We start from the raw sequence: 21,178 nt of genomic DNA, 5'->3' as shown, positions 1-21,178 counted from the left end.
ATCGTAAATCCGAGTTGATCTAATTCAATTAATATATTAGCTTCAGCAGAAAAATCTTGCCGGCCTTCGCCTATCTTAAACGTAGGTTGTAGTACTTCTAAAGTTTACAGCAAAAAAAGTCTTTGTTCTTTATCAAAATCAAAACGATCTTCGCCATAATTATTTTGAAAATAAAATGCTGAGAACTCTAAAATTTTAATGGGTAAATGAAAATTATTATCCGAAAAGATAAATTCTAAAATAGATCTCCGTATATCTATTTTGATATCTTGTAAAGGCATTTCAGGATATTTAAAAAGTTCCTCATTAATTTGAGTATTTATATTTTTTTCACAATGACCAAAGATAGACATATCTATAATCTTCTCCTTCCTAAATGTTTCAATTCCTAGGAGCACTGTCATTATAAGGCCTATTATGCTGTTTGGTTTCAAAAGATTGATTACTAAGATAATAAGTATAAAAATATTTAATGCAGCAATAAATCCTCATTTTTCTATTATTTCCAAGTTGTTTTACCACCTTTTAGTACACTTTATTCTTTAACTGTAGGCCTAAACGCATTTGATGCACTGTGTAATTCCCCTGCAAAGAATTTTTATGAGCTCGCCCAAGTTTTATTCCACATTCTGATAATTTTCAACGAGTTGTTGTTTAAATTTCTCTACTAACTCCATGTTAATGTTTGGATGCAACTGTTCTTTTGTTTTCATTGCCACGTATTCTTCTACTTTTACTAACTTATTTAAAAGTATTCCACTTAATTGAATAGACTTGTCCAGAGCCAGTATGCTTACTTCGTATACCATATCCCCATAAATTAAACACTTTGAATTAAAATACCAATACAAATTATCAAATGTTAGCAAATTAATACCATCGTTTTTTGGCGAGTTATTTAAAGCTTGTTCGTATTCATTCCTTGTACAAGTTATATTTAATTGCGCGTAGGGAATCGTTATTTTACGCTCAATTTTAAATCTCTTTTTTTTCCAATAATAATAAAGTGTAAATATTTTAAAATCTTGTTCATCTGTAAAAATGCCAAGTTCATGTAAATCAAGCATAAAATTTTTATCAACACATTGATCAAAGTCACAAAAATAAAAATTAAATTGGCTAGGATTTTTAAAAACTTGCATTGGTACGTCTTTAGAAAAATCTACCATACTCGTTATTTTATTCTCTAACTTATAATTAATATCGTTAAAAAACGTTACTTGTTTTGATTTTTCACGGGGGCCAAAGATCGGCATATCTATCATTTCCTCCTTCCTAAACGGTTATTTGGCTATATGCCTTACACACATAAAGAAACCGCTTAAAAATAATTTTTCACAAGCTGAACAAGTAGTTCTGCATTTCTATTATAGATATTTTGAATACTCTCATAATATTTTTTTATACAATTGAGTTCATTGAATGAAAAATGCTATCTTCCAAAGTATCATCTCTCTTTTTTGGGGCTTACCAATAAAACCATTACATTACCGTTATAAGCTAGATATTTAATAAATGAAACTTGCTATAATATAGTAACTATAAAGCAATGCGCTTATTACATTTAGTATCACTGTGCAAATAAATGGCGCTAGTGAATACTTCCTTTTCCTAGCATATAAATATAATAAAATGAACTGTAGGATTAATATGGTATACATAAAGAATGAATGGTATTATTACTTCCAATATATATGCCGGTGCCTACTAAGTAATATTCCTAGCCCAATACAAGTGGCTGAATTTTTTCATTCTTTCACTTTGCATTTCACACTGAGCTAGGATAAAAGTTACCCCTAATGAGAAAAAGCTTATCAAGATATGAATGATGAATTGCAATATCCATTCAACTCCTTTTTATTATTTAGATTGATATAATTCATTGCTAGCTATTCTTAAAAATAAACGTTATCAAATTCATTTAAATAGCGTTTATCATCCTTTGCTTTCCAAGCAGACCATTCTTGAAAATGATCATGAAATTCTTTTAGACTCATACTTTTAATATTTACAAAAGATGATGGCACCTTAAAATTATCTTTTACGCCTAAAATAACAAAATTAAATTCATTAACAAAATACAGACCCCAGTTATACGTAGTGGAGAACAAACAAGCTTCATTAAAAGTAAGAAAAAACGTATTTTTTTTATCTTGAGTTTTATACTCTAAAACGTCTATCTGTTTTAAGATCGTTTCTGGAGTAAGAACATTAGGAATATAAACTACTTGGAAATCATCATTTTCTTTTACTTGACTAGTAAAATACAAGATTTTTTCATTATTTTCAGAGGAAATATCTAGAAGCCAACCCCAACCAGTATCATTATAAAAATAATCCATATCGTAAACATAAAAACGATGAAATGACTCGTTAAATACTTTTTCAGGCAATTCGTTTTTTTCATCAAATACGTTAGAAAATTTTAGGCTGAATTTTTTATATGAATGACTTTTTAAAACCATTTTTTCCATTTAATTATCTCCTTTGCTTCAATCTATATTTTCGTGTTATTTTTTTAGCTCCTTTTTTGTAGTAATCTGCTGTAGGATTCCCTTGCTTAGATTTACTTCGCGTTACAATCTTACGACCATTTCTAGTGAACTCCCTAACACCATCTTTTCGATTTCTTACTTTCCAGTTGCTTTGTCGTAGCCTTCTTTCCAGTTGCCTACGAGTCACACTCGCTTTATAGTTTTTTACACCTTTTCCTTTAGTAATATTTTTTGTCTTTATTTTTTTCTTACCTTTACTCTTACTATATGAATGTGTTCTTCCCTTTCTAGCCTTATACCATTTATACGTTTGATAACCAGCCCAAGCAGCGCTAACTCCTAACGCAAGCCCCCAGCCAACTGGCCCAAAGGCAAATCCTGCTGCCATTGCATACGCAAAATTCCCATCCGGATCCACATACATCACCGGATTATTATTCGCATAATTATACCCATTCATCGTCTGCGGATCATCTTCATCCCCAGGATCCGGATCATACGCCGTAAACACACCTTGCTCCGGTTCATAATACCGGGCCATCAAGTAATACTGCTGAATCTCCTCATCATACCTATATCCCGCATAGCCATACGGATTCGCTTTCGCTTCTGGCGTTGTTGCCTCACTCTGAAGCACAGTTCCCCATGCATCATATTGATACTTCCCTACCACTTGACCAGCTTCATCCGTTAGCGCGATAACATCACCATGCGCATTGTAATGATAATATAGCGTCTGCCCATTCATCTTCATTGCTAGTCTCACATTGTCATCCGAATACACATATTGACGCGTCACTGTCCCCGAAGCATCCGTCTCATACAACACATCAATACTATCCCCATCATAATGATAATTCGTCGTCACATCATCCACTGTTTTCGACAAACGCCGGTTATCATCATCATACGTATACGTCACAAATGGCTTCGATTCACCCTTTTTCATCACCGCGACTAATCGATCGCCTGTATCCCACGTATACGTATACTTCCCATCACTTGTCCGGTTTCCATTCTCATCATACGTCAGCGCTTTGCCGTTCCATTCAACTAGTTGGTTTCCTTGATTATACCGTGCTGAGATCGTTTTTGTCTCGTTTCCGCTTAATTCTACACGTGTTCGATTGCCAAATCCGTCATACGTATAGCTTTTTACCGTTCCATTCGGCAGTGTTTCCTTCGTTAGCTGATTTACCGCATCATACGTATACGTCGTTTTCCCGGTTTGCTTGTTATCAATACTCGTCCGGTTACTTGCTGCATCATATGTGTAACTTTCATCTAAAATCGCACTCCCGCTCGCATTTCCAATCGATACATTGGTCACTTTTTGTGTGCTATCATACGTATAGTTTGCCGCGGTATCATTTCCTGCGATATAAGCGCCGATATTGCCGAATTCGTCAAATTCAAAATAGGCGTTTTTCTTCCCGTCATTCACACGCGTATTCTGGTCTAGCTCATTATACGTGTAGCTAGTTTTTGCGGTATAGGCGCCGTGATGAATCGAGACCTCGCCAACTTTATCCGTCTTGCCTTTATTCTCTTTGGAAGGTTCGTCTTTGTATGTGTAGCTGATGTTTCCTCCGCGGTCGCTCACTTTCGTAATTCGATCGGCATCATCGTATACTTTATCTGTGACAAGGTGATTCACATCATCCGTTACTTTTGTCTGGTTGCCATTGGCGTCATATTGGAAACGAAACGCGGATTTGTCATTCCACTTCACATCAGTCACACGGTCTGCAGAATCATACGCACTCTCTGTCACACGTCCATTTGGCATGATTGTTTTCGTTTCATTTCCTGCTGCATCGTACGCATAACGAATCGTTCGTCCTAAGGCATCGGTAAAGGCAGTGACTTTGTTATCGACATCATACGTATAACCGTTTTTCTGTATGATACCGGCTGCTGTGATCTGTTTTTCTGTTGTATTGCCGTTATCATCATAAGTGTAAGCAACCGAGGTTCCATTCGCAAGCGTTGTTTTGGTTAAGGCGTTGTCGGCATCGTACGCAAAGGTCTTTTGATGGCCTAATTCATCGGTTTCTGTCTTTTTATTCCCATACGTATCATAGGCGAAACTCGTTTTCCGTCCTACTTCATCATAGCTTGCTGTGACATAATTACCTTTTGAATCATACTCATTTTTCGTGAGCACTTCGCCTTCCATCAAGCGAACATCATCGAACCATGCTTTTCCAGTAAGGCCGTTTCGAAACATTGTATAGGCTTTAATCATGCGGATTGGTTTAGTTGGCTTGATGACTACCGCGCTTCGATTCCAGTCATTAGTCCCCAAAGGAAATTGGCCTTGAACGCTTGACATTGTGCCATCTTGATAATAAACCGTCCCCCAAATCGAATAATCATCGCTCATGGTTTGTGTGCTGCCATTTGCTTTTGCTCCGTCTGATTTGGATAAAGCAGTTAAGGTCAGGGCTTCTGCTGTCGTTTGATTGACATAAACATCTTGGACAATATGTGTGTAGCCTTCACTGGTGTTCTTTCGTTCAAAGGCAATGGCACTGTCTCCACTAAAACTACGCTCTTCTGTAACTTTGGCTTGTGTTAGTGATTGATCTCCCGTACGCATCCAGCCAGTTGGTTTTGTTGTATTATGATCTTCAAAACTACTATTAGTAACTGGGTTATAGCTCGATGCAACGCTTCCTTTTTCAAATTGGACTTTATCATACCATAGTGTTCCTTTTCCTTTAGAAGGAGCGGGTTGTTCATTATCTAGGTAAAGGACAACTTGTCGTGTTGATTTGGACGTTTTAAAAGTGAGTTGGCGTTTGACCCAATCACTATTCTTCTTTAGAGATGTGGGGCGATTGGACACCCATATCCCGCTATCGGTAATATCTCTTCCATTCGCATCTTGTAAGCGAACAAACAACGATCCATCCGTGTGATTTAAATCTGCGGCTTTCGTCCATGCGCTGAATGTATAGGTTGTCTCAGGTTCAACTTCCACACGTTGTGTAGCGGAAGTATAGCCTTTTTCGGTGGTGAGCGCTTCACTTGTGATCTTGACTGAACCGCTTCCGCCTAGAGCTCCAGGGGCGTGTTCAGCTGCATCATAGGTGATACCTCCTTTTGCTTTTGTTTGAACCATCGTCCAGCTGGTAAGATCTCCTTGTTCAAAACCACTATTTTGTAACAGATTAGTTCCTGATGCTAGTTCTCCGCTTCCTCGAATGGCATTACCATAAGCGTCGTATTGCGTAACAGAAGATGTTGGCGCTTCGGTTTTTAAAGTTTCAGAAACGGCATCTGCCCCGTCATAAACAACACTCGTTTTTCGTCCTTCTGTATCGGTGCTTGATGTAAGATCATTGTTTTGGTTATACGTATAGCTTTCGGTTCCATAAGCATCCGTCGTTTTTATAAGATTGCCATTCGCGTCATATTGGTAGGTTTCTTCTTGCCCTTTAGGTCGGACTTCTTTGATTAAGTTGTTGGATTCGTAAGTGTATGTGGTCGCAAGCTTTAGACCTGATGCATCTACTACTTCTTTTTTAGGATTACCAGCATCGTTGTATTCATAGACCGTTTGTTTTTTCTTTTCATTAGTGAGTGTGGCACGCTGCGCTTCTGGATCATAGGTTAGTGTCGTCTTCTTGCCAACGGGATCTGTAATGTCTGAAAGCTTTTCTCCATCATACGTATACGTGGTTTGATAGGGCTTTTCTTTCGTATGTTTGGGATCATAGATGGTGGTTAACTTCCCATTTGTATAGCCATAGCGATAGACTTTTCCACGAGCGGTAGAAGAAGCTATTAATTCTTGTTGCGCATTATACGTGTATTGAATCGTTCGTGCTTCTGGGCCCACCACTTTAGAAACAAGAGCTCCGTCATAAGACATGGTTACCTCACGACCGGAAGCGTCCTTGATACTCGTGAGTTTGCCATCCGTATATTGGTACGTTAATGTATTTCCTTTCGCATCTTTTTCGGATAAAAGTCGCCCATCGAGTAAAAAGCGCGTCTCTGTTTGATCTTCCTCCACTTTCAAAAAGCCACTCGCATCTTTGGTAATCTTCGCATAAATTCCTGGTGGTGCTTCGTATGTGTTTCCTGTTTTTTTGAAACGATGGATTTTTTTATCGGCTTCTACCCAGATAACATCGCCGTTAGATTCTTCCACAAGACGTTCTTCAAGCGTGCTGGTCCAACCCTTTCCAAACAATCCGATCGTCTCGTCTTGACTATTAAATGTCCGCTTCACCGCAATACTTGGCCCTCGTCCTGATAGCTCAAGATCAGTTTCATGGAATAAGAAATTCCCATTCACCGCATTGACTTCACCGCCACGCACAGGAATGTTTGTCCAGTAGTCCACCATTCCCAGTTGTTTATTCGTCGCTTCGGGAATGACTGGAACTGCTGGCTCAGATTGGATACTTCCTGCATGGTTCAAAGCTTTTTGGTAAGCGATAATTCGGAACCAATAATTCTTTCGTTCGCCGTAGACGCCACCTGAATTCCGATACACCGGTGATGGATCTTTCGAAAGTTCAGCTCCTTTTCCGTCTGTATGAAGAGCGAATTTCCCTGCTTCGATCTCTGCTTTAGTCGGCCAAATACCTTTATGCTGTGTTGTCCATTTTGTCACGTTTCCCACATCATATGATTGATAGGCTTTTCCATTATAAACAAGCACTTGATAGCCGTCTGCAAGTGGGCTCGGCTCCCAGTTTAGTTCCACATAGCCAGTTTCTTTTTTCGCTAAATTAGAATAGGCTTTAGCAACAGGTGGTTTTGGCTCTTCAAGTGGTAAATAGGCAAATGCCAAGTCTGAATTAGGGCTCTCACCACCAGGATAAACAGCTTGAACTCGGAATAAATAGCGCGTTAAATTTCGCAATCCAAATGTACTGCCGGCCTGGTAAGCATTTTCATAGAGCGTGCGAGGGTCCAGCGCGAATTCCGTCCCCTTTCCATCATGATGAAAAGCGAATTCGCCTTTTGCTAATTCATCTGCGGTTGGAAAAATCTTTTTCCCCTTCGTGCTCCATGTCGTTGCCGTACTTCCTGTATTAAAATATTGATAGTTGAAACCATTTGAAATCACAATATTATAGCTTGTCGCTCCTGGCATGGCTTTCCATGTAAGATCCATGTAGCCGCTCCCTGTCCCTACTCCATCCGAATTCGTCTTGACGGTAGGTTTTTCAGGTGGCGCGTAACTATAAGTGACCTCTAAATATGGATAATTTGTCTGATTTTCAGAGGCAACTAATTTTTTCCAATAATTCTGCTCATTGCTTGTTCCCAAGCGAAAACCATAATTAGGTCGCATGCCACTTGCCCATGCTTGTACGGTTTTCGTCACATCGATATTTGCCCATTGACCGCGGCCTGCATTGACACTCCCAATTCGGGTTCCGTTTGGCTGGTTATTCCATGTTACTTGCCAAGGGGACCAATTGGCATTTGCCTCGTACACCCAGATATCGTTTTTAAGTGTAGGTGACATGTGCCAGATCGTATACGCTTTCAATGTGGCTTTAGAAATGGTCGCTTTTTGTAAGGTCGAGGTGTCCATTTTAAGAAACGCAGCATTGTTTCCCGTTGAATGATCCCACTGACCGAGTTTTAGTGTATATGCATTTTGGCCAGGATCCCATAATTTACTTCCGATGTTATTTTGATTCGGATAAGCAGAATTCACATTCGCATTGTAAACATCATCCAACCGAATCGAAGGATCAATATATACAGGATAGACACGTTCTTTTGCCTGGAGCCATTCGGTATCTACTTTTAACTGAAGTTCATAGACCGTTTTAGTCAGACGCTTTAACTCGAATGTAGCTGCATCGGATGTCGCTGCCTCCCCAGATGCTTTGTCAACATTAGAATCAGACATCGATGGTTTAGGAAGTGTGTATTTCGTTTTCCCAGATGAGTCTTGAAAAACAACCGAGCCATCTTCTTCTTTTTTCACCGCTAGCTTTGTTTCAATGTGGTAAAGATAGGTAGCGATTTTCGTTGGTTTATGTAGGACTAAATCTTCTTTTACTGACTGATGGAATGTCAAATGGCGCAAGTCGGTTTGTGGAAATACATTCGCATACGTCACTTCATTCGCCCGGTAAGTTGCGGATTGATCTGTCACCGCCGTAACACTGTCCTCGGCCCGTGCTTCTTGAAGAGAAAAGCTAACTTCAGCACCTTTTTCAGTTAATTTCTCATAGATTCCATTTTCCATTTTTTCTAAAAATTCAAGTTTGAGTGGCGTTTGTTTCGGCTGAATGGTGTCGGTTTGCGCTTCTTTTTCGAGGGTCGCATCCAACTTTTTCATTTCCCCCTGATCCTTCATATAGACAGGGTCAGCATAAATTTGTTTTGTGAACGTGCCATCGTGGTTATCATAAACACTTTCGGTGGCCGTCCGTTCGGCTTTGACTTCTGTTGGGGCCGCTTGTTTTCCCTTTTTCTTCTCCTCGCGAGAAACCGCTTTCTTTTTAGTCGACTCAAACGGCTCTTTCGCTTGGGACTCGTAAACTGGGCAACTGGAACTCACTAACATCGCTGCCATGATAAGTAATAACCCTTTTTTTAGTCGTTGTCTCAATTTTCTTCCTCCTCTTTTTTTCTCATTTCCCAGAAAATAATAGCTTCTTCTTTCATTGAAGTCTTTTTTACTATATCATGAATAAAATATGAGCACAATAGGCTAGATAAAAGTTTATAAAAAACCCTACATCGAGCATACAAAAGAACCCAGAACATCACCACTATTTAAAAAATATAGCGTAGGAGCTACATCTCGAACACGACAAATCGAGCGAAAGCGTTTGCATTGAAGTGTTTTGCCAGAACCCGGAAGCGGAGCGTACGACTGTACGTGAGAACCGGAAGTCTGGCAAAACACTTCAATGCGAGCGCTTGTCGCCGATTTATTTCGCGTATACTCTAGATCACAGTTTTAGGCCTTTGATTAAGCGATTCGAAGCCAAACAATTCTCTCCATTCGACATTTTGACGATACCTTGTTTAGCATCAAGTTCACTCACATTATTTTTATTGACCAAGAAAGAACGATGACATCGATAAAATGGTTCTCCAAGCATCTTCTCAACTTCTTTCATTTTTGCATAAAATTCAATTTGCCGATTCTTACCATGCAAAATAACTTTATGAATTTTAGGCGACGTTTCAAAAAAGAGGATATCATCCATTTTTTCATGAATGACTTTTTTATCAGAGACATGAAACGTAAAATATTTCTCTCCGCCTTTATCATCAACCATGCGCTGCTCAATGCTTTTCATACAAGAAAGCACACGACTTTGCAATTCATTTAAGTTATCTTTAATAATATAATCAAGCGCTTCCACTTTATATGTAAAAGTTAAATAAGTTAGTTCCGCATGTGTTGTAATAAAGATGATAAAACCACGCGGATCAATCTTCCTAATTTCAGTTGCAAGCTCAAAACCATTCATCTTTGGTTGTTGCAAATCAATATCTAGAAAATAAATCCCCATACCTTCATGGTTTTTTAATCTCTCTAACATTTTAAATGGATCATTCGTTGTATAACTCATTTCCATATCAAAATGTTCAACCATAATAAAGTCGGTGATATATTTTTCCAATCGCTCTCGTTGAATTCGATTATCCTCGCATACAAAAATCGGTAACATATTTCTCCTCATTTCTTTACATAATTTCTAACTCTTGAACAAACTCACTGTCCGTTAACTTTGTATCCAAAGAGACATTAGAATAATCCTGTAATGTATCACGTAAACTAGAAAGTCCTAATCCACGTCTCTCTCCTTTTGTTGAAAATCCTTGCTCAAAAATCTTATAAACAGGCGGCATTTTCTCCGGTATACTATTAGCAAAAACGATAAGAACCGAATTCGCCTTTTTCACACAAGCAAGACGAATTACCCGATTTTTGCTTTCCAGTGCTGCTTCAACCGCATTATCAAGCAGAATTCCAACAACTTTACACAAATCAATACTTTTCATGTTAATATGGTCAATTTTTTCAACCACTTCAACAATCGCATCAATTTTGAGCTCTTGTGCGCGAATCACCTTAATAGCGACTAACCCTTTAAGCTCTGTAATTTCAATGTTTTGGAGAGATGAAATTTTATAGTTATTCGATTCAATCGTTTTATTGATGGAAACAATATTATTTTCAAAATAAGTTTTTAACGCTTCCATATCATTTTCTTCTATGTAACCTGCCAAACTAGAAATGATATTGATGTAATCATGTCGGAATACACGCATTTCATTGTGAAGAACTTCCAGTGTGTTTGTATATTCTTGGAGCTGCTCTAATTGTTCTTGTTGGTTTTTCATTTTAAGTTCTTTTATTGCTGTTTGGATGATGGAGTAAAAAACACCAATTAACACAACGAAATATACAACAAACAAAACTTCAATAAAACGTAACATACGTTGATCAAAACCATCAGCCAAACCAAAATGAAGGTTAATATAGAAAATTGATAATGTTAAAATGAGTAAAGCTAGAACAATTAAACTATAATTATTTTGTCTAAAAAACAATTCTAAGTTAGCTTTTACAAAAATTTTACGTGTAAGAAAAACGAAAACAAACATTAGTATAACCATACAGACAACGTAAAAAGCTAGAATTGATGGAGTTGTAAGTACTCCATTATAAGGAAACTGACATACTTGATAGAAAAAGATTCCTGTTATTGTATCAGCCATAATTGATAAAACGTAGGTAATCGATATAATAATTAACGAATAAATAATTTGTTGCTTTTTCCAAACCATGGCTATGGCAAAAACTGCGAAACTAAATACAACTGATAAATAGTTCATATACAAAAAGAGAGGGATTGCAATCATAGCTATACTTAAAATGACCAATCCCTCTTTAAAATTAAATAATCTTTCTGTTAAAACTTGAATAACTAGAAAAAAGCCTAATATTTGTATTCCTGAAAGTAAAATAGTCACAATAAGCCCTCCACTACGTTGATTTACGTATTTATAATACTATTTTATCGTAGTTTTTTCTAGCCTTTTCTCGTTTTTTCTATAATGGTTATTGTTTGTTTTGTTTTTCTTGCATTTTTATACATGGATGACTAGGTTCATAAGTAAAAGCTAAGCAGCTTTTACGAGAAGACACCTCAGCTATTTCCATTGATTTTTTTTCAATTTTTTCCATTAAATAATCTTTAAAATTTTTGTTCATGAGTAGCGTCTGTTCCTCCTAATAACAATTTATAGAATAATCTTGGATGAACAGACCCTAACATGATTATCGTTTTTCATCTCTTCCAATGATTAGTACTGCAATTCCCGTTAAACTACAGCACCAATCACTGTTTCTAATCTTTTGGTTGTTTTCATTCATTCTGGTGTAAATTTTCGCTTGGTACTGAAAATTTACAAAATTATATAGAATAGTATAGAAGAAGTAAAGCCGAGCACAAGTCACACGTAGAACGAACCACAATCACCTATCATCAAGGTAGTCAAAGTTATTCTCACATATAACTAAAATAATAGCGATACTATATCATGTGAAAACAAGCTTTAACAAAAGTTTGAGACAATGATAAAAGAGCTCGATTCAGCTTTAATTTCTAAGGAACGCTTCCCATTATCTTATCTAACGTTTCTTAAAAAAACGACTTGATCTGCAAATTACTTTCTAGATTACACTATTCAATCTATCCATCTCCATTTTTCATTCTACAACGAAATAGATCTAAAAAACCAAAAATGTAATGAAATGTCCAGTTTTTGTCATAAACGACTAAAAATAACGCATTTTTTTGATTTTTAGTGTATTATACAGAATTTTCAAATGATGATTATTGCCTAAAAATTAAGTATTTAGATCTATTAAAACTGAATTTTATTTTTAAAAAGGAGTAATCAGCTTTTAAGAAAAGTAATTTTACTCCAAAAAAGAAAACGCTATTTTTTACAACTTAATTAAATAGATTATCGTCGGCAAAACAATCGCATAAAAATTATTAACTACATGAATAACCATCGGATACCAAATTTTTTTCGTTATCAAATCCTAAAAATAGCCCCGCCACAAAATAAGAGAGCAATTGATCAAAGGAAGTAACTTGCCAGTAGTGTGCTAAGCCAAATAATGCGCTTGAAATAAATAAAATAAGCAGTCTCGCCAGTTTCTGCTTAACAGTACTAAAAAATAAATAGCGGAAATACAATTCTTCTGTAATCGCTGTCATTAATCCATACAGTGAATAAACCCCAACTAGAAGCATCTGCAACCCATTCAGTCCATCAAGATTAAGGCGCATATCTTTCCCAATCGCTAGCGTTCCCAACGTTAAAATAAACTGCATAAAAATTGTTCCAAAGAATCCAACGATTAGTAATTTCCATCGTTTAATCATTAGACGCTTCCAGTCTTCTTTCAAAACATTGTAAAAAAAGTAGTTAGCAATAAGAAAACAGATGAACGTTGATAAAAAAACACCTAAATCATTGAACTAATAACTTGTGAAATAATTTGAACAGGTATAATTAAAAATAACAGTGAACGATAAGTTTTCATGATTACTTCTTTAGTCTTGTAGTGTTTACTAATTTTCTGTTTCATAAAAATAGTAATTTCTATATAGATTGGTTTAATTATCATTGCCATTTTTATTCTGCAATAGTGTTAGTACCATAATTAACATTATGGTACTAACCATTGCTTTTTTTGGTTGTTTTCATTCATCTACTGTGAACTTTTTGCAGAAAGGAAAATTCACAAAATGATACAGAATAGCATGAAAGTAAGGATCAAGCATCAAATCATTTTATCCCAAAAATGAATCAAAAATAAGTATCGCTAGTTAAAAACGCTATTTTACATGTAAACTAAAATGATAGCAAGACAATGCGGTAATAGGCCAGCTTAACTAGATTGCATTGGGGGGCTTCGATAATGATCTTCGGCCCAAATTTAGTCGTTAAAGAATACTTCCCGTTATTTTTCCAATATTCTTTAAAAATAAACTGATCTGCAAAACTTTGACTTACTCTTTTTGGATAACACTATTCAATTTTCCCATCTCCACTTTTTATTCTACAATAAAATCGACCAAAAAAACCAAAAATGTAATAAAATGTCCAGTTTTAGTCATAAACGACTTATTTAAAAATAATAAAGGAACCATAACATCTGATATGATCCCCCAAAAACCCTTATTCTGTTATAACTCTAAATTTCGATGCTCAAATCATTGAAGAGCCACAGCCATTTCCCGTTAAATACCCATGGCCCCAAGTCCGTGCTAAACTTCTGATTCATAAAAACGATAGTTCTGATACTGCCTTCTTAAAACTTTGTACGTGATTGGATTGATACAGATCGCTTGATATAACGCTCCTAACATGATTAATGTTTTCATCTCTGCAAATGGTATGAACACTGTAATTCCCGTTATTATCACAGTACTCACCACTGCTTTTCTCTTTAATTTTTTTCGATTGTCCTTGTTCATCAACGGCAAGCTTTCAGTATCAGCTGGAGCAAATAAATACATATTGAATAACACAAAGGCAAATACCATCACGACAGCTATGTTATTAGAAGAAACATTTTGAAATAAAAATGGGCCCAAAGCAAACATCGCTAGACTAGTCAGTGTACAAACAAAGCTATTTTTTGCATGTAAGCCGAATGAATAACGGCGCAAAATAAGATATGTAAGATGCACGACCAACATTTGGAAAAATACACCTAAAATCAGTGCAGCCACCCAAACGATCACCAACTTGGTGACATTAATGATAATGACTTCTAACCCGTACTTAACTTTTAAGTAACCTTCCTCATCATCTTTCCAACGTTCTTTGGAAATAATCCGATTTGCTAATTTCTCGCTAAAAGCTAATTTTTGGGTTGTGCTACTCAATCTCTCCACCTCCAATTCCTATTTTACAATGAAATGCGCTAAAAAAACCAAAAATGTAATGAAATGTCCGTTTCTTGTCATAAACGACTAAAATCAGCTCATTTTTAAGAGTTTTAGTATATTATACAGAATTTTCAAATGTATAATATTATCTAACCCTGAAGCATTTAGACCTATTTAGACTGAATTGTACCTGTGGCGAATGTTTTCTTGCTTTAGGTATCTAAAAATTCATATTGTCCTGGAAAATACAACTTTAATGAAAAGCATTGCGGCCAATTTTCGGGTGTGCTATAGTTAATCCAAGCTTAGCGAAAAGAAAATAAAAGCAGGTATTTATTGCCGCTTTATCGCTACTATGATATAATATCTAATTGTGAGTAATTATAAATTATTCCTTGCTCGCTTCTTTATCGAAAAGTGCTAAAGGTACTCAGAAATAAAGAGATATGCTGTTTTTGGCTTATCAGAGCCGCTAAGACCACAAGGAGGTGTAAAAAGATGGCTAAAAAGTACGAAATCATGTACATTATCCGCCCAAACATTGAAGACGAAGATAAAAAAGCTCTAGTAGAACGCTTTAACGAAATCTTAACAAACAATGGCGCGGAAATCATCGAATCTAAAGAATGGGGAAAACGTCGCTTGGCTTACGAAATCCAAGACTTCCATGACGGTTTTTACCACATTGTTAAGATGACAGCTGACAAAGCAGATTCTATCAACGAATTTGACCGTTTAGCAAAAATCAATGATGATATCATTCGTCATATGGTTACTAAAGAAGAAGAATAAACACATTCTCAAGGGTTAAAACCTTGATTTACTAAATGAGAGGAGGATGTTTCTGTATGATGAACCGTGTAATTTTAGTAGGCCGTTTAACAAAAGATCCAGAACTTCGCTATACTCCATCAGGTGTAGCTGTTGCGACTTTTACACTAGCTGTTAATCGCACATTTACAAACCAACAAGGAGAACGTGAAGCGGACTTTATTAATTGCGTAGTTTGGCGGAAACCGGCTGAAAACGTAGCAAATTTCCTTAAAAAAGGAAGCCTTGCTGGTGTTGACGGTCGCGTTCAAACACGAAATTATGAGGGACAAGACGGCAAGCGTGTATATGTAACAGAAGTGGTTGCTGAAAGTGTTCAATTTCTAGAACCGCGTAATTCAAACCAGGGTAGCACGAATGGCTATCAGAATTCCGCTGGTAACAATTACAACCAACAGAATACTAGCAATGGATACAATCAGAACCAACAATCCTCATCTCAAGGTTTTCAGCAATCAAACAACGATCCTTTTGCAAATGATGGCAAACCAATCGACATTTCCGACGATGATTTACCATTCTAAGCTAAGATTCGTACACTGAAACCAACTTAATTTTATTCAGAATGGAGGAGAAAAGAATGGCTGGAGGACGCAGAGGTGGCCGTCGTCGTAAGAAGGTATGTTACTTCACAGCGAACGGCATTACACACATCGACTATAAAGATGTAGAACTTCTTAAAAAATTCGTTTCCGAACGAGGCAAGATCTTACCTCGTCGTGTAACTGGCACATGCGCTAAACACCAACGTAAACTTACTGTTGCTATCAAACGCGCTCGTCAAATGGCTTTACTTCCATTTGTTGCTGACGAAAAATAATTCAAAATGGAGCAAGACACCACTAAAAAGGTGACTTGCTCCATTTTTTTATATTCTTTGTTTAAAACGCACCGTACCAAAAATCAACATGTATAATAGTAGGCTATATAATGACAAACATAAAATCGCATTTTTAAAAGTGAGATTCGCATTCGCAAGTAACGCCTTTCCACTTAAAATATCCGTAAAATTAAAATAAAAAACAGGAAACAGAGCCATATTGCCGCTTACTAAAGAGCTATAAACACTCAAAGAATATGGCAGTAAAACAACAACTAATCCAACAATCAAAACGATGAAATCATTTTGAATAAATAAGCTAATAAAAGTCATCAAGAATATGAGAAAAATAATTAAGATCAGCATTAACGCTAAATATTTCATTATATAAATTGACACGCTAACTATCGTAACCTCTTCCGGAGAAATACCCTGATAAGCAATTGGATAATTCCAACTACCCGCACCGCTAAATATGCTACCTACGACAAAAGCTAGAATAACCACGAATAAAAGTAAAATACTAACATAAATAATGTAAGTAGCCATTTTTGCATGAAGAATCCGCGTTTTACTAAAAGGTAATGTATTTATAAAATCACGGCTTTTATTAATTTTTTCAGAATTAAGAACATCAATAGCTAAAATGATCACAAATAAGGTTCCGATAAAAGGCATCAACAATTTTAGCAAATGATATGTATAATTGAAGCCCATCTTATTTACACCCGCAATTTCAGGTTTTAAGTCATGAGCCGCTAAATAGCTATTTAGCGCAATGTTTTTATGTATATCCCGAATTTGTTGTTCTTCTAAAGGCACTGTACCTTGCTGCATACCTTGTAACTGTAACTTATCGTATTCAACTTGTTCATTCAAAAAAGTTTTCCAGTCTTTTTGTTCAATGGCTAAAACTTGATGGTTAACGATTTCGTATTCTTTTTTTGTAATTTCTAAAGCTTTTTTTGCTTCTGGTTGGTTTTTAGCCACGCTTTCTAATTCAGAGATAGAATTGCTTAGTTCTCCAGCATTCACAGAATAAAAATTTTTCTCAACTTCTGTATTATCATATATCGTAATAAGGATATAGTTGCCAGTGACAATGAACAAACTGGCGATAAACATCGCAATATTTTTTCTTGAACGAAAAAACTTTTTTGCTTCAAATGTCATTAAATTCATAAGCTAATCTCCTCGTATAGTAAATTATAATTTTTTTCGGTATTTGTAAATTTTTGATGTAATAGATCTTCTACTAAAATAATTTTTTTGTCTTTTAAAAAAAGGACTTTTGAACAAATTAAATCAATATGACTAAGTATATGCGATGAAAAAAGGAAACTCTTTTTTTCGTTCGCCATTTGTTTTATGATATGGCTAACAATTTTAACACTTGAAGGATCAAGGCCATTAAAAGGCTCATCCATCAAAATTAACGATGCTTCACTAATAATCGCCATAGCAATCAAAAGATGTTGCTTCATACCTAAAGAAAGTTGTTTTACTTTCTTATTTTTATAACTCTCCATTTTTAAAGTTTGAATGACAAAATCAATATTTTTAGAAGATTGCCACGATTTTTTCACGAATTCTAAATGTTCTAAGACCGTTAGATTTAAATATAATGACTCAACATTTTGGAAAAAAAAGAGGTTTTTATTGTAAAAAGGCGAATGTTTAGTTAATGAGACATCTTCAACAAATACATCGCCACTAACGATTTTTGTTAAACCAGCAATTGTTTTTAATAACGTTGTTTTCCCGTAACCATTTGGCGCTACTAAACCGGCTACTTCTCCATAATCGATATGTAAAGTTAACCCCTCTAAAATACAGGTCTTTTTGATTGAAACGTTCACATTATCTACTTTTAGCATTTTTATATCCTCCTTCGAGAAAAGCAGAAAATTTTATTTGAAGCAAAATCGTAAAAAAATAGTGACTAGATATACATATTAAATATCTAGTCACTATTTTCATCGCAATTTCGAAATTCTTGCTCTCATAAATGAAATAATCATTGGGAGAATCGAAACAATAATAATTCCGATAGCAACTAATGAAAAATTATCCTTAATAACCGGGATATTCCCAAAGAAATAGCCAGCTAATGTACAAAGAAGCACCCATACTGTTGCGCCAACAATATTATAACTTAAGAAATAGCGATAATTCATTCGACTGGCACCCGCAACAAATGGAGCAAATGTCCGAATAAATGGCATGAAGCGCGCAGCAAAAATCGTTTTTCCACCATGCTTATTAAAAAAGGCCTCTGCTTTTTCCATTTTTTCGCGGTTGATAATTTTACCAAACCAGCTATTTTCAGGAATAGCTGTGCCGATTTTCATGCCAATGTGGTAATTAACAGTATCGCCAAGAACAGCCGCAATCCAGAAAACAATGATAAGTATGACAACATTTAAAGCTGATCCGTTTAATACCGCTAACGCACCACCTGCAAAAAGCAGCGAATCTCCTGGTAAAAAAGGAAAAACAACGAGCCCTGTTTCAATAAACACAATTAAAAATAAAATAATATATGTCCAAATTCCAAACGTATTAATAATTTCTACTAAGTGTTGATCAATATGCAAAATAAAATCAACGAGCCAAGAAATAAAATTCAATAGGTCACTTCCTTTAGTTAAAAGTTTTGTTAGTTGTATTTTAGCATACTTTTCACGTGCATAAGACGGGCTAAAGACCCATTATTGACTTGTTTATACTACCACCTAAACAAGCCTAGCATAAACTAGGCTCACTAACAGTTAACTTTTCTTTTATTCCTCTACAAGTCCTTCTTCATGGTTGATTAATGCAATCAACCCGCCAAGACCTAAAAATGAAATTGGTATTAAAAACATGATTGATACGCTCATTGTGCAACCAATCGCAGCAAGCACCATCATGGCGCCTCCTAGAAGTGGTTTGCTTCCTACAATAAATGAACCTACTAGACCGGCTACACATAATATTAGCGACGCAAGTGTTAACATATAAAATACAAATGATTCCTCTTCTAAAGCTTGTGAAATTCCTGGAATCATAAGCACCATAAGTGAAAATCCAATGCCAAGTGCTGCTCCTAAAAATCCAAGTAAGCCTTCTACTTTCATAATAACCTACTCCTTTTACCATTTTACTTTATGTTACCACTTAAATCGTTTTTTTAACACTAATTCGCTTAATTTTTTTATGAAAAAATGGCTGTGGATCCTATTGGAACAGGGATTGAATCAGAGGAATGCCCAACTTGTGTTGTTTGTAATACTGGGATTTGATATCGTTCACCAATATCTTTAAACATACGATGAATTATCTCTTGTTTCCCATTCTTCTTTGCTTCTGTAAATTGTCCAATCACAACTGCATCACATAGAGAAAAAACACCGATCTGCTCATATTGTGCAATAAACGTTGCGATACTTGTTTCTAAGCCACTTAAAGATTCAAGAAGGAGAATTTTATTTGTAAAATCTGGAAAATACTTTGTTCCCGCTAATTTGAGCAAACAACGGATATTACCGCCAAGTAAAATGGAACTACCCAAATACTTCCCTATAAGCCATTTTCCATGTAGAGGGATCTTTTCATCATCAATAAATACTTGTTTAAAATTGTTTAAGCTTTTTTGACTGCAAACAATATTTTGTAATAAGAAATTATAACCTTGATTTCCTGTTTTTTGGTAAATGGCATTTAAAATTGTAGTTAAATCACTATAACCAACAAAAGGTTTTGGGTTCTTTTTAATTATATCGAAATCAAGATAATTTAAAATTTGATTCGCTGCATTCCCCCCAGAAACATCAAAAATAGCTGCGATCTCTTCATCTTGATAAAAAGACATTAATTCTTGCGCTCGTTTTTTAGCTGGTCCGCTAAAGGGGCTGGTTGAACTGGCATATAATGTATTTGCTTGAATGATTTCGATGTTGAATTTGCTTTCTAGTAGAACTTTCATTTGATGGAATTTAGTAGATTTCGAAATGTTACATCCATCTGAGCATGCAATTATGCCAATTTTGCTGCCTGGTAGGATTTTCATTTTATTCTCCTTGCATGTTGTTTGATTTTGAGGTTTATTAATTTTAAACTTTTTTATTTTGTACTGAAGTATACTTATTTTTACTTTTATAGTTATTCATATTTTATTATAACGTATGTAACAGATAAACCATACAATTAATTTATGTAAATTATTAAAATCTCTCCTCTTTAATTGTTTCACGTGAAACAATTAAAGAGGAGAAATAGGTTAAAACAAATGCTTATTGTTAGTTTATTTCAGCTATAATTCACGATTTTCTTTACCCTTCTCTACATAAGATGTATCACCAACGTATTCAACGTTAAACTTATTATTTTTATAAGTTATTTTTGTCACGCTAGCGTTTTCTAATTGCTGTCCTTTGTATTTATCCGTCATATCAGAAACCATTGCTCCGATCGTTAATCCATGGCTAACTAGCAAGACATTGCCTCCACCATTTTTCTTAGTATTTTCAACAATTTGCTTTAATTTTTTTTGAGAGCGATTTCTTACCGTAGTATAATCTTCGGCCATTCCAGATTTATCATTTTTTACAATTTCTGCTATGGATTGTTCGATTGTGATATTGCCTTTGTTTAGTTGTTCAAGTAGATCATCTGCCGTTTTATAACCTAGATTTTTAGCTGCATCTCCCCACATATTATCATCAAGATCACCTTCATATGTTCCAAAACAAAATTCACGTAGATCAGGGCTTGCTTTTACTTTTAGGTTTTTTTGCCCTTTTGTATCTAAAACGATTCTTGCTGTTTCTTTTGCTCGGCCGGAATCGCTTGAATAGGCTGCTTTAAAATCAACGTCCTTGATTCCTTTTCCTAAGTATTCAGCTACTTCTATCCCTTGTTTTGTAAGTGGAGTGTCTGACCAACCTTGCGCACGATGAGTTGTATTAAGCATCGTTTTTCCGTGGCGGGTTGCATAAATTGTAACGACCGGGTCCTTATCTGTTTCAGCGCTATTTTCTTTGCTGCTTGAAGTAGTGCCACAACCTGCAATCAGTAGCAATAACAAAGCAACAAGAGCTATTTTCCAAATATGTTTTTTCATATGAATT

Annotated in this window: 18 protein-coding genes; 3 read left to right on the top strand and 15 right to left on the bottom strand. The window is 35.7% G+C overall.

What is annotated here, in order from left to right; translation table 11 throughout:
- Positions 1–104 precede the first annotated feature (104 nt).
- The 9 genes from G6Q10_RS10095 to G6Q10_RS09380 all read right to left on the bottom strand — a co-directional run bounded on the left by G6Q10_RS10095 (position 105) and on the right by G6Q10_RS09380 (position 14,413).
- A complete protein-coding gene (locus tag G6Q10_RS10095) occupies positions 105–353 on the bottom strand; it encodes a hypothetical protein (RefSeq protein ID WP_232057814.1) in 249 nt (82 codons plus the stop codon).
- A 264-nt stretch (positions 354–617) separates the two neighbouring features.
- A complete protein-coding gene (locus G6Q10_RS09415) occupies positions 618–1,256 on the bottom strand; it encodes a hypothetical protein (protein ID WP_163655417.1) in 639 nt (212 codons plus the stop codon).
- 639 nt (positions 1,257–1,895) lie between these two features.
- Complete coding sequence (locus G6Q10_RS09410) at positions 1,896–2,474, bottom strand: hypothetical protein (protein ID WP_163655415.1); 579 nt, start codon at positions 2,472–2,474, stop codon at positions 1,896–1,898.
- A gap of 4 nt (positions 2,475–2,478) precedes the next feature.
- A complete protein-coding gene (locus tag G6Q10_RS09405) occupies positions 2,479–9,054 on the bottom strand; it encodes a DNRLRE domain-containing protein (protein WP_163655848.1) in 6,576 nt (2,191 codons plus the stop codon).
- Positions 9,055–9,436: 382 nt separating this feature from the next.
- Positions 9,437–10,165, bottom strand: a complete 729-nt coding sequence (locus G6Q10_RS09400; RefSeq protein WP_163655413.1) for a LytR/AlgR family response regulator transcription factor — start codon at positions 10,163–10,165, stop codon at positions 9,437–9,439.
- 16 nt (positions 10,166–10,181) lie between these two features.
- Complete coding sequence (locus G6Q10_RS09395) at positions 10,182–11,477, bottom strand: sensor histidine kinase (RefSeq protein WP_163655846.1); 1,296 nt, start codon at positions 11,475–11,477, stop codon at positions 10,182–10,184.
- Between the two features lie 85 nt (positions 11,478–11,562).
- Positions 11,563–11,715, bottom strand: coding sequence for a cyclic lactone autoinducer peptide (locus tag G6Q10_RS09390; RefSeq protein WP_163655411.1), 153 nt, complete (start codon positions 11,713–11,715; stop codon positions 11,563–11,565).
- 790 nt (positions 11,716–12,505) lie between these two features.
- Positions 12,506–12,901: a CPBP family intramembrane glutamic endopeptidase gene (locus tag G6Q10_RS09385; protein ID WP_163655409.1), complete on the bottom strand. Its 396-nt coding sequence runs from the start codon at positions 12,899–12,901 to the stop codon at positions 12,506–12,508.
- An 888-nt stretch (positions 12,902–13,789) separates the two neighbouring features.
- Entirely contained in the window at positions 13,790–14,413 is a 624-nt protein-coding gene (locus G6Q10_RS09380) for an accessory gene regulator B family protein (protein ID WP_163655407.1), read from the bottom strand.
- Positions 14,414–14,914: 501 nt separating this feature from the next.
- Between G6Q10_RS09380 and rpsF the strand changes: the two genes are divergently transcribed.
- The 3 genes from rpsF to rpsR are packed head-to-tail and all read left to right on the top strand — an operon-like array spanning position 14,915 to position 16,067.
- Complete coding sequence (gene rpsF / locus G6Q10_RS09375) at positions 14,915–15,208, top strand: 30S ribosomal protein S6 (protein ID WP_163655406.1); 294 nt, start codon at positions 14,915–14,917, stop codon at positions 15,206–15,208.
- A gap of 56 nt (positions 15,209–15,264) precedes the next feature.
- A complete protein-coding gene (gene ssb, locus G6Q10_RS09370) occupies positions 15,265–15,771 on the top strand; it encodes a single-stranded DNA-binding protein (RefSeq protein WP_163655404.1) in 507 nt (168 codons plus the stop codon).
- Positions 15,772–15,827: 56 nt separating this feature from the next.
- Complete coding sequence (gene rpsR / locus G6Q10_RS09365) at positions 15,828–16,067, top strand: 30S ribosomal protein S18 (RefSeq protein WP_163655402.1); 240 nt, start codon at positions 15,828–15,830, stop codon at positions 16,065–16,067.
- 48 nt (positions 16,068–16,115) lie between these two features.
- Here rpsR and G6Q10_RS09360 read toward each other — a convergent pair whose 3' ends face one another.
- The 6 genes from G6Q10_RS09360 to G6Q10_RS09335 form a co-directional block, all read right to left on the bottom strand.
- Positions 16,116–17,249 carry an ABC transporter permease subunit gene (locus G6Q10_RS09360; RefSeq protein ID WP_163655400.1) on the bottom strand — a complete coding sequence of 378 codons (1,134 nt, stop codon included), beginning with the start codon at positions 17,247–17,249 and terminating at the stop codon, positions 16,116–16,118.
- Positions 17,246–17,944, bottom strand: a complete 699-nt coding sequence (locus G6Q10_RS09355) for an ABC transporter ATP-binding protein (protein WP_163655398.1) — start codon at positions 17,942–17,944, stop codon at positions 17,246–17,248. The genes G6Q10_RS09360 and G6Q10_RS09355 overlap by 4 nt, the downstream gene beginning before the upstream one ends.
- A gap of 99 nt (positions 17,945–18,043) precedes the next feature.
- Entirely contained in the window at positions 18,044–18,697 is a 654-nt protein-coding gene (locus tag G6Q10_RS09350; protein WP_163655396.1) for a DedA family protein, read from the bottom strand.
- A 153-nt stretch (positions 18,698–18,850) separates the two neighbouring features.
- The gene (locus G6Q10_RS09345) at positions 18,851–19,186 is read right to left on the bottom strand and encodes a DUF4064 domain-containing protein (RefSeq protein ID WP_163655394.1); all 336 of its coding nucleotides are present in this window, start codon (positions 19,184–19,186) and stop codon (positions 18,851–18,853) included.
- A gap of 77 nt (positions 19,187–19,263) precedes the next feature.
- Positions 19,264–20,118, bottom strand: coding sequence for an LD-carboxypeptidase (locus G6Q10_RS09340; protein ID WP_163655392.1), 855 nt, complete (start codon positions 20,116–20,118; stop codon positions 19,264–19,266).
- A 243-nt stretch (positions 20,119–20,361) separates the two neighbouring features.
- On the bottom strand, positions 20,362–21,171 hold the full coding sequence (locus G6Q10_RS09335) for a histidine phosphatase family protein (protein WP_163655390.1): 810 nt from the start codon (positions 21,169–21,171) through the stop codon (positions 20,362–20,364).
- Positions 21,172–21,178 lie beyond the last annotated feature (7 nt).

The organism is Listeria sp. PSOL-1 (assembly GCF_902806445.1).
Lineage (GTDB): Bacteria > Bacillota > Bacilli > Lactobacillales > Listeriaceae > Listeria.
This window is presented reverse-complemented; position numbering and strand designations above follow the sequence as displayed.